The organism is Dyadobacter psychrotolerans, from assembly GCF_004349265.1.
GTDB classification, from domain to species: domain Bacteria; phylum Bacteroidota; class Bacteroidia; order Cytophagales; family Spirosomataceae; genus Dyadobacter; species Dyadobacter psychrotolerans.
In genome coordinates, this window is sequence record NZ_SMFL01000001.1 from 313,528 (window position 1) to 331,914 (window position 18,387).

Here is an 18,387-nt window from a genome sequence, read left to right on the forward strand (position 1 = left end):
CTTTTACATATAACCATCATGGTTAAAAATTGACCAATGACAAACGAATCATTACTGCGAATTGGACAGCCCAAGTCGGATCTGAATAAAAGACAAAAAGAATTTAACCAGCTGTCAGAGAAAATTGAACAGCTCGATCTGCTTATACCTGAGCTAAAAACGGCGAGAGACGAGATGATCAGTCGCATTCCAACCGACCTGAACCCGCTGATCATGGAATACCAAAGTTTTCGTGTTGAGCTTGTGCAGGTCATGGACCGTACTTATGAGGCTGATTTATACCGGAAAGCATATCTGACCAAACTTTCCTATCTCATTGTAGAAAATGCATTTGATCTGATAGCCAATTATGGTTTTGATGAATTAAAACCCGTTTTTAATAAATACAGTGAAATCGATATTGAAACTGCGCTGGATTCTTTAAAACAAAAAACAGAAGGAAAGATCACCGACCCCGCCTTCCTGATCGAAGAAGAAGCCCAGCCTGTAAAAGAGTTTCCTGAACATTTTCATGAGTGGCCGGAAGATGAGCAGCAGCGATTTAAAGAAGAAAGGCGCGCAGAAAGAGTACAGGAAAGGATTTTGGAAGCAAAACAAAATCTGGAAAAACAGAAAACAACCAAATCGGTACGCACTGTGTACATGGATCTGGTAAAAGCATTTCATCCGGACCGCGAAACTGATGAAGGAGAAAAATTGCGTAAAACAGAGATTATGCAGCGTGTGACCCACGCTTATCAGGAAAATAATCTGCTTGGATTGTTAAAACTACAAATTGAATTTGACCGCATCGATCAGGATCATCTGGAAAACCTTACCAAAAACCAGCTGAATTATTACAACAAAGTTTTAAAACAGCAGGTAGAGGAGCTCGAACTGGAAAAGGAAATAGTGCAAAAGGAGATTTCGGCACTTTGCGGTTTACCTTATCAGCATGCGAACTCGTACACAACGGCTATTGTGAAGTTTAATACCAATGTGAATGAGGTAAAAGCAGAAATCAAAAACATTAAAATAACGCTAAAACAATGGAAGATTCCTTCCCAGCTAAAAGTGTATTTAAAAACGTATGAGATACCGAATGAGACTGTGCTTGATGAAGACGAGGATTGATTGAAAATAATTCTTTATCTTAAAAGCTCATTCATAAAACCTGCCTGATGCCTGAGCATTCCAATAATATCCGCCCTCAAATTGGTGTTTTCGATTTGGGCATGATCGTCATTAGTCTGGTTATTGGAATCGGCATTTTCAGGACGCCTGCGATTGTAGCACGTCAGGCAGGAACACAGGAAATATTCTTTTCAGCCTGGATTGCAGGTGGCGTGGTTAGTTTGCTGGGCGCTCTGGTTTTTGCAGAAATTGGTTCAAGGCATCACTTTCCCGGAGGTTTCTACAAACTTATCTCAACCGCCTTTCACCCGCTTTATTCTTTTATGATCAACTGGGTGATTGTCCTTACTTATGGCGCAGGAATGGCCGGTGTGGCGCTTATCGGTTCAGAATACATCAATCCGCTGCTGCCTGATTCACTGCACAGCCAAACTGGCATCCAGGGAACGGCAGTTGTTACGCTGCTCTTTTTTTATACCATCAATATGCTGGGTATCAAATCCGGCTCGCGCACTCAGAATCTTTTAAGTACATTAAAAATCCTGATGATGCTCGTCCTCTGCACCGGGATTTTTTATTCACAACCTGTTAAACTTATCCTAGCCCCTAAGCCCCTGCCTCAAACTAACAACTGGCTTACCGCTTTTGGCGCAAGTCTGATCGCTGTATTTTACACATTCGGAGGTTATCAGCAGACCCTTAATTTCGGGGCAGATATTAAAGATCCCGTCCGGAATACGCCGCGTGGAATATTTCTGGGTATCTTTTTGATCCTCGGGCTTTATCTGGCACTTAACTACACATACTTTAACGTCCTTGGTTTCGACGGACTTAAAAACTCAAATCTGATTGCAGCTGATACTGCCCGCGTTTTGTTTGGTCCCTGGGGTGAGATTTTCTTTTCTGTCGCTATTTTTGTTTCTGTTTTAGGTTTTATCAATGCAACCATGCTTTCTCTGCCAAGAGTTTATTATGCCCTTGCAGACGACAATATTCTTCCCCCGATTTTCAAAAAAGTAAATTCAAAAACACAGGTGCAGGAATTTGCGCTAACTTTTTTGATCGTCACTACACTGATTTCTCTGCTGATGCTGGACACATTTGAGCAAATCGTGAACTACGTTATGTCGGTAGACAGTATTGCTTTGGCGAGTGCAGCTGCAACGATTTTTGTATTCAGGAAACAAGCCGGCAAACCTGATTTACACAAAGGATTTAAAATGACCGGTTACCCGATTCTGCCTGCTTTTTTTGTACTTTTCCTACTAACGGTTGCTGTCAACGTCATCGTTACCGACCCTTCATCTGCACTTGTTGGGTGGGGATTGTTTCTGGGAGGAGTACCTCTTTATTTCCTTTTACAAAAACTTGGGAAGTAATTTATATTCAAATAAAGTGATGATTGACGAATTTTTCTCTGAATATGTGGATATACTGCCTCAACTTTACCAGCTTTAACAACACCATCAAAAATTGCAATCCTCTTATATCCCTCTAAACTAGCTAACTGACTACTATACGTACGTCAGTACGCTCCAGTGGCACAGCAATTGATAGTTCAGGTTCACATTAATTTAACCAGAACTAAATGAAAAATTGTATTATTCTATTACTGGCAGGTATCCTTTCTACCTCCCAGTTAAGGGCTCAGGAGAATGTCTCTATCGGTCCGATTGCCGGTGTATCGATCGCTAATTTCAGAGGGAATACCGACGCAATAGGGGGAAACACAGATTGGAAACCAGGATTGACGGTAGGTGGTTTTTACAACTACAGTTCAAAAACCGGTTTTGGATTTAGCGGTCAGGTACTGTTTACACAAATGGGCGCTCAAATCAACAACAAAACCAACGAGATCAATCTTAACTACATTCAGGTTCCTTTGTTTGCTACATTCTTTTTTGGACAATGGGGCGCACCTGTTCGTCCTAAATTGTTCCTCGGGCCTTCCCTGAACTTCATGGTTGGAGCGAAAGACAAAGATGGCAACAATCTTAATCCTGAGGGAGGCTCGCGTGTTTACAATCCCTTCGACCTGGGACTTACTTTCGGTGCCGGAGTGAACATTGAACTAAGTCCAAAAATTTGGTTAAACCTAGATGCACGTTATGGACTTGGACTTTTAGATGTAAGTAATGGCGGCACCAAAATGATGAACAGCAACTGGGGAATCAACGCAGGTATCAGCTTTCCACTCGGAACTTATGACAAAAATTCAGGACGTCTGAGAACTAGATAGAATCAGGCAAAAAATATTCAACATCAACTTACTGAAATCGAACGGTGGCTCAATTGGGCCACCGTTTTTGTTTATCGTAGCTTTTTAAACCCGCATGTGATCGGCCTGCCAGTTCGTAATTATTTTTTTGACCTCATCCGGTTTTAAGTTTTCAGTTAAAGTCTTTTCCGTCAGGGCCGGAAGTTCGTCGTCAGAAGCAAAACGAAGCGCGGCTATCTGACTAAAAGACAGGCGGTCTTCAAGATTTTCCAACCTGTTACCGGTAAGTACATAATATCTGAATCGCATTTCCAATCGTACAATTCTGTTTTGGTTGTTCAGTGCATAATGCTGCCGGAGCATAAAAGAAAGCCAGCCTACCATAAAAAATAATATTGTGATAAAAAGGTAAATGACTGACTGTACTGTAGGATGAAAAATGCAATAGATACTCAATCCGGTTAAAATCATTAACACAGGATAAAACACAAAATGATGCGGGACATAAAACCGGATATGGTTTTTATAATTCTGGTTTTCCATTTATAATTCGTAGGTTTAATTTCAGGTAATGGTACAAGTTAACCAATGAATAGCTGATGAAAATTTTATCACTTTACATAATGTCGTTTTTTTACATTGCGGCTGGTGTAATGCACTTCCTTAAGCCAAAAGGGTACCTGAAAATCATGCCTGGCTTTCTCCCTTTTCCACTGCAGTTGGTTTATATCAGCGGCGCTGTTGAAATTCTTTGCGGGCTACTGCTTCTTTTCCCGGTCACCCGTTCTGCCGGTGCGTGGCTCACGATACTGCTTCTAATTGTTATACTTCCGGCCAACATTCAAATGGCCGTTAACTTTTATCAAAAAAGCAATCCATATTTTTGGCTCACGATACTCAGGCTGCCGCTGCAATTAGTACTGATCTGGTGGGCCTGGACTTATACAAAACAATAATTCTTCTTAACTGCACCACGGTTTTTTCGCATGAAGTTGTATTAAATTCTTTCAGAAGCAAGATTAAAGTAACTTTGCATTCTATTTATGAAGAATGTTATGACTTTTGCAGATTTAAATCTTACCAAACCTCTTTTAAGTGCGCTCACTGATTTAGGTTATACAACACCAACAACGATACAGGAAAAGGTATTTTCGGTCATGATGTCCGGAAAAGATGTTTGCGGAATTGCGCAGACAGGTACCGGAAAAACGTTTGCATATTTATTACCTACACTGCGCCAGCTTGAGTTTTCCAAAGACCGGTTGCCGCAGCTGCTCATCATCGTTCCAACGAGGGAACTAGTGGTGCAGGTTGTGGAAGAAGTAAGAAAATTAGCCGCTTATATGACTTTACAGGCCGTTGGCGTTTATGGTGGTGGCAACATAAAAGTACAAATGGCCGAACTGAAACAAGGTGCAGACGTTGTGGTGGCTACGCCGGGACGGTTGGTGGATCTTGCTCTAAACGGTTCGCTTAAGACAAAGGCAATCAAAAAACTGGTTATTGATGAAGTAGATGAAATGCTGAATCTGGGATTTCGGACGCAGCTAAAAAACATACTTGACCTACTCCCGCAAAGAAGGCAAAATCTTTTGTTTTCGGCTACCATCACACAGGAAGTAGAAGTTTTGATGCAAACCTATTTCAATAGTCCGGTTCGGATCGAAGCTGCTCCGGTGGGAACTCCGCTGGAAAATATTGAACAGACGGGTTATCTGGTTCCCAATTTTTATACGAAGGTTAACTTGCTTGACAAACTTCTGGATGAAAATCCTGAGATGAGTAAAGTCCTGATCTTTGTGGCGACAAAAAAACTGGCAGACCAGCTTTTTAACCAGCTTGAACTGGGTTATTTGAACAGAATTGGAGTCATCCACTCTAACAAAGAACAGAATCACCGTTTCAATTCCGTCAAACAATTTCATGAAGGCACGTACCGGATATTGATCGCAACGGACATTATTGCGAGAGGTCTCGATGTGGCCGAAGTCTCTCATGTATTCAATTTTGACATTCCTGAAATTCCTGAAAACTACATCCACCGTATCGGAAGAACAGGCCGTGCAGACAGGAAAGGAAAGGCAATATCATTTATTACGGAAAGAGACCAGGAATACCGGGAAGCTATCGAGGAATTGATGCATTATGAAATTCCGGTTCTGACATTGCCGGAAGACCTGAAAATATCGGATATTCTGACACCGGACGAGGAGCCAAAGATCAACATGAAAAATATTGATTTTAAACTTCCAAAGCGTGAAAGCACAGGCTCAGCCTTCCACGAAAAAATTGCAAAAAATCAAAAGGTAAACGTTCGCAGAAATCACGCATTGGAAAAAATGCAGAAATACGGCAGACCGATAAAACGGTCAGGGAAGAAATGAGAAATTAAGAATGATGAATTAAGAATGGGTAGTTAGTGTAATACCTCAGCAAAAATTCAAGCCTTTTATAATAACCCCGGGATTCTCCCGGGGCTATTCAATTTGATCCCTTTGGGATAGTCTAAATCAAACCCGGAAGTCAGCGTCCTATTTCCTGTTCATCATACTTTCTTCCAACAACTTAAAAAACCTTTCACGGTATGTTTCACCAAGAGGCACATTGGTGTTTTTATTAAGGAAAATCTGATTGCCTTCGATATATTCAACACGATTAAAAGCAATGATATAAGAACGGTGGACACGCATAAAGTAGGTATCCGAAAGATATTCCTCAACTTCTTTCATGGTGGAAAGTGTCACCAAACGACCGGTTTCGGTGAAAATACTTACGTAGTTCCCCAGTCCTTCTATGTACAAAATATCCTGAAACCTGACTTTCATAATCTTGCTGTCCACTTTCACAAATACGTGATCGCTTGAAGCTGCGGGCGCAACTGGGACAGGAACAGGTTCAGGCGTAGCTATCGGCTTGACAGTAAGAATGTCCTGCACTTTTTGCACAGCATGTAAAAAACGGTCAAAGGGAACCGGTTTTAAAAGATAATCCACCACATCCAGATTATATCCGTCCAACGCATACTGACTGTAAGCAGTAGTCAAAATTACCTTTGACTTGCCTCTGAGAAGCTTAATCCATTCCAGCCCAGATATTTCCGGCATGTGTATATCCAAAAACACGATATCAATTTGTTCTTTATAAATGACTTCAAGCGCGGCAATCGGATCGGTAAATGCGCCGGCCAGTTCAAGAAAAGGAGTTTTTGAAATGTAATTCGTCAGGACATTCAAAGCAGCTTGCTCATCATCAACAATCAGACAGCGTAAATTCATAACTGGTATTAGGTTAACAGTAAAAAGTTTAAGGTAAATAGACTTATTATCTGACTATCAAGTATTTACAATATTATTGTCAGTTCGGTACTGTAAAAATCCTGCCCGTCCGAGATTGATAACGTATGTTTGCCCGGATAACCCAGTGCGAGACGGTTACGGATATTTTCGAGCCCGATTCCGGTTGAGTCTTCTTTTGGTCCTGTGCGTTTCTTATTTTTAACAAAAAAGATAAGTTTTTGGCTATCTACGGTCAAATGTATCTGTAAAGGAAATTCTGACTGGTGAAGTTCACCGTACTTAAAAGCATTTTCAACAAAAGTAATCAGTAAAAGCGGCATAATACGGCGGATGGCAATCTGTCCGTTCGTCCGAAAATCAATTTGCAGCTGGTTGGAAAATCTAAGCTGATTAAACTCTATAAAGTTTTGAAGATGTTCTACCTCTCCGGAGAGAGACACTTTGGCCTCATCGTTATTTTCCTGTAAACCATACCGCATCATCTTGGAAAGAAGCATTGTGGCGCGTGCCAGTTCTTCGGATAAAGGCAAAGACTGAGAATAAAGAAAATTAAGACTGTTGAATAAAAAATGCGGGTTAATCTGATATTTCAGTGACTGAAGCCGTGCATCTACAACCGCTTTTTCCAGTACTTTTTGCCGAAGCTGTTCCTGTTGCCGCGATTCGGAAATAGTCACAAGCTCCTTTCTATACTTCGTGATTCTTTTATCATAACCATAAATAAAGCTGGCCAATAGAATAACAAGCTCCTTAAAAGCAGCACCCGACAGGATTGTCCCAATCGCTTTTCCTAAGTTATATGAAACGCTCATCTTGTCACCTGCATTTGCAACAGCATCGTAAACATTTTTACCATCCAAAACCGCTGGCAAACCAAATCCTTTTGTAAGTATTACAAAAAGCACCGCCTTCACAATAAGTAGAACTGCCCACCAGCACAATGTTACAACCAAGGCAAGAAACAATTTATTATCGGCTAATAACTTGAAGCTGGTTTTAAGATTAATATAAAAAAACAAGACCGATGGCAGCATCATAAGCAAGGTTGTTTGCCATGAAATTGGTTTCCCTGTAAACAAGACTGGTGAAAGAGTAAAAAACAACCAGAATACCCATCCCATGGTTAAATACAAAAGATGGATTCCGGACGTGTTTAACGACTGTTGCTTCCACCATCTTCTCAAACGAAACGACAAATGTTTTTTTCTATGCCAGTGAACCAGAAACCATGTAATACCGAAAAATATCCAGAAAGTGACAAATGAACCGCCCAGAACTTCTCCAACACGATTAACCGAGTAGGGCTTCATGGGTGTCTGCATCTTTTTTTGCATACCGTCAAATGACGCACGCAGTTCTTCATCTGAAACAGAAACGCGGCTGATCAGATAATAAAATGCGGTTGAAAAAACCATGGTAAGCATAATGAACGCCACATTCAGCAGCCATGATTTACTTATTCTGACTGCCGGATAAATCATATAATAAATCGCTGCGTATAACAGATATGAATTAAGCAGCGTCAATGGCAATCCAATATAGCTCCACCGTGAAAAGTAGCCAGGATAGTCCCAGGAAAAAATGACTATCAGGATGGTATACATCCCGATAAAAAAAAGATTCTTATATAAATTCGTAAAAAACTTTGACATGAAAACCGGTTATAAATACGGAGTAAGCATCAAAACTAATAGTCATCCCGGAAACGCTGTAATCTTTTTGACGAAACTCCTTATCCGAATGACGAAGCTACTTTAACGATCACTAATTCCCAAAACAAAGGTTAAACCGGCTTTATCAATCGCGTTTACAGCTTCATCACCAATTTAAAGAGGTTAATCATATCGAATTGTAAAAACTGTTTTTACACGCCACTTTTGTCAGGTCATCAGGAAAACATTTTTATCAAACACATTAACTTTAAAGGTCATGTTACTAATCACATTTTTTCTAAGTTTCGCCTTAGTTTTAATCGGCAAATACCAGGTTCCGTTTTTCAGTCCCTCTCTTGCTGTAAGAAAAGCAATGGTTGTTGTGGGAATGCTCGGACTTGGATTTTTTATCGGATTTAAGATTTATGATGTATCATCCAGTTTTGTTTCCGGATTTTCGGACGGCCTGGCAGGAAGAAAACCCACTCAATGATTATCTTAAACATATTCCAACCCTACTCATATGAAAAATCAACCTTTTGATCTGACAATATCTCCGGTGAAGGCACAAGTGTATAGCCTGATCCCAACAATCATTTTAATACCTGTAATGCTTCTCCCTTTTCATCTGATATGGAAAATTGACCTAAACCACCTGAAAACAAATCTTTTTTCATACACCATGTATGGGCTCGCTATGCTTGTTACAGGTACGCTTATTCATGAATTGATTCACGGACTCACGGCAGTTTGGTATGCAAAAGTGCGCTGGAAGAATATAAAGTTTGGCTTCCATTGGCAGTCTCTCACTCCTTATTTTCACAGCGAACTACCGATGACCGCCGCCAAATATCGTATTGTGGTTATCATGCCTCTGATTATTTTAGGAATCATTCCTTACCTGGTATCGCTATTGAACGGTTCCGGATGGTTACTGACTTTTGGAATGATTTTTACCTTCGCAGCCTGTGGTGACCTGATGATCATCTGGATGATGCGAAAGTTAAAAGCAGAAGAAAACGTGCGAGATCATCCATCTGAAGTAGGCCTGATTGTTGGAGGATCAAAATAATTTAAACAAAATAAAATTATTCTAAAAAATATTTTTCACGGAATAAGACAATACAAATGCATCTATTAGCCATTAATTATAATTAAAATTCAAAATCAGTGAAATTTAAAGTACATTTCGTGAAGAATATTTTTATTACCACACATCCACAGGCGTTTTTTTATCGTAAGTCTTTACAATTCGTGGAACATGAAGATTGTCGCTAGACAAATTGACATTTACACTAATTAGATAATTGAGAAGTATTTAATTGAAAGTCCTTCTCGGGACTGATATAAAAAAATTCTAGATTATTGTGGAGGGTAAGGTAATGCTTAGAGCGGAAATCAACAGGTTTCCGCTCTTTTAATGTAAAAGCCCCTGTAAACCATTTTGTGGTACAGGGGCTTTTTTATCGCCATAGTATTATTCAAACTTCAGTGACTCTCTTTCTGTTTTTCCAGATTGAAGAGGTCATTCAGCACATCGATCAGCGTTTCGGCTTCTCCTCTTTTGCACGCCGCTTTAAGCTGAAGAACCGGCAGCTTGAGAATTTTCTGCATCATGCTGGTTGTGATACGCTCAACTTTTTCAAGTTCAGAATCACTCAAATTTTTAGTAAAACGTGTCAGTTCTTCTTTTCTGATCTGTTCCAAAGCACCTTTCAGTTTTTGGATAGTCGGTGAAACGATCATTTCTTTTGACCAGTCATTAAACTCAAGAACCGCTTCGTCAATAATCTCGCGAACGTGCGGAACTGCTGCCAGCCTGCGGTTGAGCGCCTCGTCCGCTCTGCTGCGGATTGAATCAATAGTATATAACATCACGCCCGGAATTTCTTCAACATCCGGAGAAACACTGCGTGGTACAGAAAGATCAATAAAATATTTAAACGACATGCCCCGAAGACGAACCATCATTTCTTTTGTAAAAAAAGGCTCATAACGCGCAATAGAAGATACAATAATGTCGGCACGGGAAACTTCCGCGTCGATGTCCGTTACATCGGCAACCCGGAAACCAAGTTCTGCTGCCAGCGCGTCCGCCCTGCTGCGGGTCCGGTTGATAATCGTTACATCCGCACCGGTTTTTTGCGCCAGGTTGCGGCAAACATCGCTTCCTATTTCTCCAAGACCTACAACCAGAATCTTAGGATTTGGCATCAAGCCGTCCAAAAGCTCAACTGCCGCATAAGAAACAGAAGCAGCGCCATCCCGGAAAAACGTTTCCTGGGCAACGCGTTTGTTGGCAAAAAAGATTGTGTGAAGTAAACGGTGTAAAAAAGGACCGGCAAGGTTCAGGTCCGCAGTCCATTGGTAAGCATGCTTGATCTGATTTGGAATCTGCATGTCACCCACAACCTGTGAATGAAGCCCGGTTGCAACTTCGAACAAATGCTGAACAGCACTTTCGCCGGCTGAATATTTTTCGAAATAATCAAGAAAGGGCTGAACGTCAGAAATTCCTTTTTCAATCAGCAAAAGCTTGATAATCTCCTCGTTCAAATCCTCAGAAGAAGAATAATATATTTCAGTACGATTGCAGGTAGAAACCGTCAGAACATCAGTCACATCAAAGAAATCCTTCAAACGGAGCATGATTCCCTTAGCGCTCTCCTCATTCAATGCCAGCTGTTCTCTAATCGCTAGAGGTGCTTTCCGGTGTGATAAACTTATTGATTTGAAATGATTATACATCACTATTTCTAATTCTATTTACAAAAATACAGCACAAAACTTACAATAGGAAAGTATAACCAAGCGCGGATGTTTATTTAGAAAACATATAAATAAAAAGCCTCCCGCATTACAAATTTCCTGAGCCTGCTCCGCTTCATTCATGATTCAGATCAGTTCTTTTAATGACCTTTAACCGGATGTTTTAAAGACGCTTAATCCACTAAGCACGATTATTTTTCGTTACTTGTAAAGGTTGTAACGAAGTCTCCGGGTTAGAAATTCCCTCGCTCCGTTTAACTGATTTTGAATAGAAGCGGGTTATCTTCGTTCAGAATTTTGATATTCTCGCATTACACTCATCGGATTCCGACATTAATGATTACCGATCCCAAGAAACCAAAACCAAAATTTCGCCTGCATCCGGTGGCACTTCTCAACAGCAGCAGGTTGAGGAGGTCTCTTGCGGATACGTATGACCAAAGGAATTTTCTAAAATATATGACTGCGGTGATACTGCTTATTCTCAGTATCGGGTCACTATTTTACACGAACGATCTGGTTGACAAGCTGGAAGAGCGTGAAGAACGTGAAGTGATTTTATATGCAGAGCTGGTAAGAACCATAACAACCAGTTCGATTAATGAGAATATAACTGTTCTGCTTCAGGTGATCCAGGACGCTGTCTCTTTTTATCAGATCCCGGTTATTTATGTGGACGACAACAATCTTGCCAGTCAAACCATCAATATCGATTTTCCTCCAACTGCTTCTTTAAGAGAAAGAGAGCAGATCATTGATGAAAAGCTGGAACTTATGAAACAGGAGCATCCTCCCATTCCTGTGGAAATCGGGAAAGGCAGAGCGGGATACATTTATTACAGCAATTCATTTTTGCTCACACAGCTGAGATATTATCCCTTTATACAACTTTCGGTGATGCTGCTGATCGGTTATCTGGCTTATCTCGCGTTTAGCTCTGCAAGAAAAGCGGAGCAAAACCGGGTTTGGGTTGGGTTAGCGAAAGAAACTGCCCATCAGCTTGGAACTCCCCTTTCTTCATTAATGGCCTGGGTGGAATATTTTCGCAGTGATCCGAATATTGACCCTTCGATTGCAGAAGAAATCGAAAAGGATGTGATCCGGCTGGAAATGATCACCACGCGTTTTTCAAACATTGGTTCTGTACCGATTATGCAGGAAGAACCTGTGGCAGAAATTGTCTCCAACTTCGTTTCTTATCTGCAGAGAAGAGTTTCTTCAAAAGTAAAATTTACAGTTGATAACCAGCTCGTTCCTGAACAAACTGCTTCTTTGAATAAAAACCTGTTTGAATGGGTTGTTGAAAACATCTGCAAAAACGCAGTGGATGCCATGGGTGGTATTGGTGAGATCAATGTAACCCTGCAGGCACCTCCTCTGACAAATCAGATCAGGATCGACATTTCTGATACTGGAAAAGGCATGACCAAGGTTAACATGAGTAAGATATTTGATCCCGGATTCAGCACAAAAAAACGCGGCTGGGGACTTGGACTTACACTCGCCAAACGGATCATCGAAAACTACCATTCCGGAAAGCTCTTTGTCAAAAGCTCCGAAATTGGAAAAGGAACAACTTTCAGAATTGTGTTGCCTGCTAAGGTGATTGAGGATTGATCACAACGGATAACCCGGAACAACTACGCTATCTGTCTCAATTTGATTGCTGACATGTAGAGCCCGGTCGCGAATGCGGATCTTAAATTTGAGTGTTATAGGGATAGTGTTATTTCCTCTCGCAAAGTAAGTATTCAGATCAAGTTTACCTTTAATAGGACCCGGCTTACCGTCTGGTTTAAGGATGTCCATCCATTTGACCGAATCTTCCGAAAGAATAGTCTCAAGCCATTTGCCATTTGCCAGCTTCCTAGCAGTAACCAGTTCATAATTCCCCCATTTACCATAAGGCTTTTTAAAAGCGTCATTATCCCTTTCACTATCGGTCGCGCCTAAGTCGCCGTCACCATCTTCAAAATCAATAGTTATGACCACTTTCTCGCGGGTTCCAGACTCATCCGTCACCGTAAACTGATCTATACCATTATAAAAAATCGTGGGCGTATCGCTAAAATCAGGAATGTCTACACAGCTTGCAAGTGCAATGGCGGAAACAAAAAAGAGGAGTATTTTAAACTTCATTTTTTTTACGTTAAGGCATTAAAGACAATATTCACATTACAACTTTCTGTTCCTGCTTCGTGTTTTTGACTTTCAAATTCTAACTTTGTCTTTCATCTACGAAAGTAACAGTATTGGAATTGCCAAGCAACAAATCTTCTGTACAATTACGCAGCGCACTGCGGCAACAGATCACCGATCTGAAAGCGCCGGATTTTGAAAACCTAGCTTTGCAGATTTTCCGTTACCAGGCAACACATAATCCCATTTACCATCAGTACCTGACCAATCTCAAAACCGATGTAACCCGTGTGGAGCAGCTGACGGAGATTCCGTTTCTTCCCATCCAATTCTTCAAGCACCACCTCATCCAAACCGGTCAGCCACCCGCACCTGCGGCTACATTCGAAAGCAGCGGAACTACTGCAAAGCAGACGCCGGAACGTACTGCTACTGCAACCATGGCACCTGTAACAAGCCGTCATACACTGTTTGATGCCCCACTCTACAACTCGGTTTCCACCAGCATCTTTCAGCAGCATTACGGCGACCTGACCAACTACCATATTCTCGCACTGCTGCCATCATACCTTGAACGAAACAACTCGTCTCTGGTGTATATGATGAACAATTTTATTGATCAGACAGCCTCAGAATTGTCCGGGTTTTATCTGAACAATACCGGAGAAATGCTGGACAGACTCCGTTATCTTTCCCAAAATCCGGACGGCAAAACGGTTCTGCTCATGGGAGTAACCTTCGCATTGCTTGACCTCGCGGAAAGTGATCTTGATTTTTCTTTTTTAAAAAACATCAAAAATCTGATCATCATGGATACCGGCGGCATGAAAGGACGCCGTCAGGAATTGCTGCGCGAAGAAGTGCACGATATTTTAACATCCGGCTTTGGTGTTCCTTCCATCCATTCAGAGTATGGAATGACCGAGTTACTTTCTCAGGGATATTCCAACGGTGAAGGGCTTTTTAACCCCGGCTACACGATGCGCATTTTGCTGCGGGACATAAACGACCCCTTTTCTCTTCATGATCACAATCTGTCGGTTTCCAAAACCGGAGGCATCAACGCCATAGACTTAGCCAATCTGGATACATGTTCCTTTATAGAAACGCAGGACCTTGGCAGATTTGGAACGGAACCGGGTACTTTTTACGTAATGGGTCGTTTTGACAATTCAGACATACGCGGATGTAACCTTATGGTACTTTAAGCGCATTTAACAACCATTATTAAATCCGCAAATCTCGTCCATTCTGCTTTTGGCCAAACATTAATTTAATTTTAATATTTGTATCAAATTGATTTGTAGCTAAATATCGTTCTGACCTTTATATAGAATTGTTCTAACAAATCAATAACAGAGAATATTTCCTAAATTAGCCGGATTGTTTTAATTGCATTTATCTAATGTATTTTTACACTTTTGGATTGTTAACCTATAGTAAATATATCAAATGAAAAGACGTGATGCACTAGGCCGTGTGGCGCTGATAATGGGTGGTGCACTTTCCGCCCCCACCATGCTGGCTTTTCTTGAAGGCTGCAAAAAAGCAGGCGACACTGCAACCGGAATTACCTTCCCGTTTCCCGCGGAAAGAAAGACAATGGTTTCAGAAATTGCTGAAATAATCATTCCCAAGACCGATACCCCGGGCGCAAAAGATGCCAAGGTTGGCGAGTTTGTGGAGATGATGTTAAAAGACTGTTACACAGAGAAAGACCAGAACAGTTTTAACAAAGGATTGGAAGAACTCGAGAAAAAGGATTTCCTGAAAGCTACACCTGCGGAGCAGACCAATATCCTTAAAGAAATGGAAGCTTCTGCAAAAGCAGAAATGACCAAAGCCGGAGAAGAAAAGAAAAAATACACCGAAGCTGGTAAAGAATATACAGATGCCGGAGTTCCTTTTTTCAGACTTATGAAAGAACTGACATTGCTGGGCTATTTTACCTCAGAACCAGGCGCTACACAGGCGTTGGATTATGTGGCGGTACCGGGGCGATATGACGGCTGCATCGATTTAAAACCGGGCCAGAAAGCTTACGCAATGTAAATAATGGAGGATGGAGAAAAGGAGAAAGTAAAAATCCTTTGAACGTTCGGTTTTTTCAAAAATATCAAATCTGAAAATTATTCATCATGAATTTAAATATTAAAGCGACCAAACAGGCTACGTTCGATGCGATCGTGGTTGGGTCAGGAATCAGCGGCGGATGGGCAGCAAAAGAGCTTTGTGAAAAAGGTTTAAAAGTTTTGATGCTGGAAAGAGGCCGTGATATCAAACATATAACAGACTACAAAACAGCAACACTTGCTCCGTGGGAACTTGAACAGCGTGGCCGTGTAACGACCGTTGCCAAAGAAGAATACTGGGCAGGAATGCGTACCGGATATACCGCCAACTCTGAGCACCGGTATCTTTTTGAAAACGATAAAGAGAATCCGTATAAAGAAACCCGTGGTTTTGACTGGATTCGTGCATACCACACCGGCGGCCGTTCACTGTTGTGGGGACGCCAGAGTTACAGGTTGAATCCTATGGATTTTGAAGCCAATGCCAAAGATGGTATCTCCATCGACTGGCCGGTACGTTACGATGAAATTGCGCCATGGTATGATTATGTTGAAAAATTTGCCGGAATCAGTGGTGCAAAAGACGGTCTTGATGTATTGCCGGACGGACAATATCTGCCACCAATGCAAATGAACTGCGTTGAAAAAACAGTAAAAGGAGAAATCGAAAAGAAATTTGCCGGGCGTCACATGATCATGGGACGTGCTGCACATTTAACACAGCCTCAGGCATTTCACACCGAACTTGGCCGTGCTGCCTGTCAGTTCCGCAACATGTGTATGCGTGGCTGTCCGTATGGTGCCTATTTTAGTACGCAGTCTTCCACTTTGCCTGCTGCACAAAAAACAGGTAACCTTACTTTAATAAATGATTCAATCGTTTCTGAATTGATTTATGATGACAAAGCAGGTAAAGTAACCGGTGTGCGTATTATAGATCAGAACACGCTGGAAACAAAAGAATATTACGCGAAGATCATTTTTATGAATGCTTCTGCCATTGCTTCTGCATCTATTCTGATGAATTCCAAGTCGAAGCGATTCCCAAATGGATTGGGTAACGAAAGCGACCAGCTTGGCCGTAATATCATGGACCATCACCTTGCTGTGGGTGCACGCGGTACCATGCCGGGTTATGAAGATAAATATTATTTCGGACGCCGTGCAAACGGAATTTATGTACCAAGGTATCGTAACTGGGGCGCTGACAAACGTGATTATTTGCGCGGATTTGGTTACCAGGGTGGTGCAAGCCGTGATAGCTGGGGACGTGGCGCAGGAATGGACGGATTCGGTGCCGATTTCAAAAAGGCACTTACAGAACCTGGCGCGTGGAATATGAACCTTGGTGGTTTTGGTGAAATGCTGCCGGACGAAAAAAACCGTTTCACGCTTCACCCGACAGAAAAAGATAAATGGGGACTTCCTGTTGTTGTTTTTGATGCTGCTTATGGTGATAATGAGAAAAAAATGCGGGTAGATATGATGAATGATGCGGCAGAAATGCTTGAAGCTGCCGGGTTAACCAACGTAACGCCGTACAACGACGAATCCAAGCATCCCGGAATTGGTATACACGAAATGGGTACAGCCAGAATGGGTAATGATCCTAAAACGTCGGTATTGAATAAACACAACCAGATCTGGGGAGCTGAAAACGTTTACGTAACGGATGGTGCGTTCATGACATCTGCATCCTGCGTCAATCCTTCGCTTACCTACATGGCCATGACGGCACGTGCAGCCGATCACGCTGTGAAGGAATTAAAGAAAATGAACGTTTAGTCGATTCAGAAAGAATATTTTTTATATAAAAACCTCATTGGGTAAATCTGATGAGGTTTTTTCTTTTTAACTGCATGGCCCGAATCATGCGTAAAAGCGTAATTTATCTGCCGCGAATAAATATTCAATATAACCCCGCATCCGCTATTGAAAGATTCTCCTCTATCTCCCGTTCAGCGTGTATCTTCCATTGATGCTTACCGCGGATTTGTAATGCTGCTGATGATGGCAGAAGTATTGCGCTTCGGGCAGGTTGCTGAGGCCTTACCGGAAAGTACGTTCTGGGCATTTCTCGATTTCCAGCAAAGCCATGTCTCCTGGGTTGGCTGTTCGCTTCACGATCTGATCCAACCATCGTTTTCTTTTCTCGTCGGAGTAGCCCTGCCCTACTCCATCGCCAGCCGGGCTGGTCGGGAACAAAGTCGTACAATGATGTGGTTTCATACATTTCGCCGGTCACTGATCCTGATTCTCCTGGGTTTCTTTTTGCGCTCCCTTCATAAGGAACAAACTAACTTCACTTTTGAAGACACACTGACTCAGATTGGACTTGGCTATCCAGTGTTGTTTGCGCTTGGATTCCGATCTGAACGGGTTCAATGGGCAGCTCTGATTTCTATTCTTGTCGGTTACTTTATATTCTTTGCCGCCTATCCATTGCCTGGCCTCTACTTCGACTGGGCAGAAACAGGCATTACTGCAGATTGGGAACATAACCTGACCGGTTTTGCAGCGCACTGGAATAAAAACACCAATGCTGCCTGGGCTTTTGATCGCTGGTTTTTGAACCTGTTTTCAAGGGAATCCCCTTTTCGTTTTAATGGAGGAGGTTATAGCACGCTTAGCTTTATTCCGACACTAGGCACAATGATTCTTGGACTTATTGCAGGAAAATGGCTTAAAAACAATTTGGCAGGTTCATCTTTGATAGGCAGGTATCTGGTTACCTCAGCGGTACTTTTTGCAGTTGCCGTTTTATTAGATCTCTTCGGTATCAACCCTATTGTAAAGAGAATCTGGACACCGGCCTGGACTTTATTCAGCGGCGGCTGGTGTTTCCTGTTGCTGTCAGGTTTTTATTTTATTGTTGATATAAAACAAAATGCTTCATGGTTCAAATTACTGATCGTCATCGGAAGCAACTCGATTGCCGCTTATATTCTTGCTGATACACTGGCCGGGTTTATTAATCATTCCTTCCGGATTCATCTGGGGCAAAACTATGATGTTTTGTTTGGAGAAGCTTACCGTTCCCTGATCAGCGGAGGACTGGTATTATTGATTGAATTCTGGGTTTTGTATAGTCTTTACAAAAGAAAAGTATTTATCAGAATATAATTTCA

Annotated in this window: 17 protein-coding genes; 12 read left to right on the forward strand and 5 right to left on the reverse strand. The window is 41.7% G+C overall.

The features are described 5' to 3' along the window. Positions 1-36: 36 nt before the first annotated feature. The 3 genes from E0F88_RS01425 to E0F88_RS01435 all read left to right on the forward strand — a co-directional run bounded on the left by E0F88_RS01425 (position 37) and on the right by E0F88_RS01435 (position 3,352). Positions 37-1,113, forward strand: coding sequence for a hypothetical protein (locus E0F88_RS01425; protein ID WP_131955936.1), 1,077 nt, complete (start codon positions 37-39; stop codon positions 1,111-1,113). A gap of 47 nt (positions 1,114-1,160) precedes the next feature. Next, positions 1,161-2,492: an APC family permease gene (locus E0F88_RS01430; RefSeq protein WP_131955938.1), complete on the forward strand. Its 1,332-nt coding sequence runs from the start codon at positions 1,161-1,163 to the stop codon at positions 2,490-2,492. A 209-nt stretch (positions 2,493-2,701) separates the two neighbouring features. Beyond that, the gene (locus E0F88_RS01435) at positions 2,702-3,352 is read left to right on the forward strand and encodes a porin family protein (RefSeq protein ID WP_131955940.1); all 651 of its coding nucleotides are present in this window, start codon (positions 2,702-2,704) and stop codon (positions 3,350-3,352) included. Between the two features lie 84 nt (positions 3,353-3,436). Here E0F88_RS01435 and E0F88_RS01440 read toward each other — a convergent pair whose 3' ends face one another. Next, a complete protein-coding gene (locus E0F88_RS01440) occupies positions 3,437-3,874 on the reverse strand; it encodes a DUF6526 family protein (protein ID WP_131955942.1) in 438 nt (145 codons plus the stop codon). Positions 3,875-3,930: 56 nt separating this feature from the next. Here E0F88_RS01440 and E0F88_RS01445 point away from each other — a divergent pair, with 56 nt between their 5' ends. Together E0F88_RS01445 and E0F88_RS01450 are read left to right on the forward strand one after the other, a co-directional pair. Next, a complete protein-coding gene (locus E0F88_RS01445; RefSeq protein ID WP_131955944.1) occupies positions 3,931-4,287 on the forward strand; it encodes a DoxX family protein in 357 nt (118 codons plus the stop codon). A gap of 99 nt (positions 4,288-4,386) precedes the next feature. Further along, positions 4,387-5,715, forward strand: a complete 1,329-nt coding sequence (locus E0F88_RS01450; RefSeq protein WP_131956792.1) for a DEAD/DEAH box helicase — start codon at positions 4,387-4,389, stop codon at positions 5,713-5,715. A 147-nt stretch (positions 5,716-5,862) separates the two neighbouring features. Here E0F88_RS01450 and E0F88_RS01455 read toward each other — a convergent pair whose 3' ends face one another. Both E0F88_RS01455 and E0F88_RS01460 read right to left on the reverse strand, forming a co-directional pair. Beyond that, on the reverse strand, positions 5,863-6,606 hold the full coding sequence (locus tag E0F88_RS01455) for a LytR/AlgR family response regulator transcription factor (protein WP_131955946.1): 744 nt from the start codon (positions 6,604-6,606) through the stop codon (positions 5,863-5,865). Positions 6,607-6,671: 65 nt separating this feature from the next. Beyond that, complete coding sequence (locus E0F88_RS01460) at positions 6,672-8,279, reverse strand: sensor histidine kinase (RefSeq protein ID WP_131955948.1); 1,608 nt, start codon at positions 8,277-8,279, stop codon at positions 6,672-6,674. A gap of 277 nt (positions 8,280-8,556) precedes the next feature. Between E0F88_RS01460 and E0F88_RS01465 the strand changes: the two genes are divergently transcribed. Together E0F88_RS01465 and E0F88_RS01470 are read left to right on the forward strand one after the other, a co-directional pair. Next, positions 8,557-8,772: a hypothetical protein gene (locus E0F88_RS01465; RefSeq protein ID WP_131955950.1), complete on the forward strand. Its 216-nt coding sequence runs from the start codon at positions 8,557-8,559 to the stop codon at positions 8,770-8,772. A gap of 30 nt (positions 8,773-8,802) precedes the next feature. Further along, positions 8,803-9,351, forward strand: coding sequence for a DUF3267 domain-containing protein (locus tag E0F88_RS01470; protein ID WP_131955952.1), 549 nt, complete (start codon positions 8,803-8,805; stop codon positions 9,349-9,351). 416 nt (positions 9,352-9,767) lie between these two features. On the opposite strand, the gene hemA is transcribed toward E0F88_RS01470, so the two are convergent. Continuing rightward, entirely contained in the window at positions 9,768-11,027 is a 1,260-nt protein-coding gene (gene hemA / locus E0F88_RS01475) for a glutamyl-tRNA reductase (RefSeq protein WP_131955954.1), read from the reverse strand. Positions 11,028-11,384: 357 nt separating this feature from the next. Between hemA and E0F88_RS01480 the strand changes: the two genes are divergently transcribed. Beyond that, a complete protein-coding gene (locus E0F88_RS01480) occupies positions 11,385-12,665 on the forward strand; it encodes a sensor histidine kinase (RefSeq protein ID WP_131955956.1) in 1,281 nt (426 codons plus the stop codon). On the opposite strand, the gene E0F88_RS01485 is transcribed toward E0F88_RS01480, so the two are convergent. Continuing rightward, on the reverse strand, positions 12,666-13,187 hold the full coding sequence (locus E0F88_RS01485; RefSeq protein WP_131955958.1) for a hypothetical protein: 522 nt from the start codon (positions 13,185-13,187) through the stop codon (positions 12,666-12,668). Between the two features lie 113 nt (positions 13,188-13,300). Between E0F88_RS01485 and E0F88_RS01490 the strand changes: the two genes are divergently transcribed. The 4 genes from E0F88_RS01490 (at position 13,301) to E0F88_RS01505 (ending at position 18,382) form a co-directional block, all read left to right on the forward strand. After that, positions 13,301-14,395 (forward strand): acyl transferase, encoded by a 1,095-nt coding sequence (locus tag E0F88_RS01490; protein ID WP_131955960.1) that lies wholly within the window; start codon positions 13,301-13,303, stop codon positions 14,393-14,395. Between the two features lie 244 nt (positions 14,396-14,639). Beyond that, positions 14,640-15,239: a gluconate 2-dehydrogenase subunit 3 family protein gene (locus E0F88_RS01495; RefSeq protein ID WP_131955962.1), complete on the forward strand. Its 600-nt coding sequence runs from the start codon at positions 14,640-14,642 to the stop codon at positions 15,237-15,239. An 86-nt stretch (positions 15,240-15,325) separates the two neighbouring features. Continuing rightward, positions 15,326-17,044 carry a GMC oxidoreductase gene (locus tag E0F88_RS01500; protein WP_131955964.1) on the forward strand — a complete coding sequence of 573 codons (1,719 nt, stop codon included), beginning with the start codon at positions 15,326-15,328 and terminating at the stop codon, positions 17,042-17,044. A gap of 147 nt (positions 17,045-17,191) precedes the next feature. Further along, positions 17,192-18,382, forward strand: a complete 1,191-nt coding sequence (locus E0F88_RS01505) for an acyltransferase family protein (RefSeq protein WP_310589669.1) — start codon at positions 17,192-17,194, stop codon at positions 18,380-18,382. Positions 18,383-18,387: the final 5 nt, after the last annotated feature.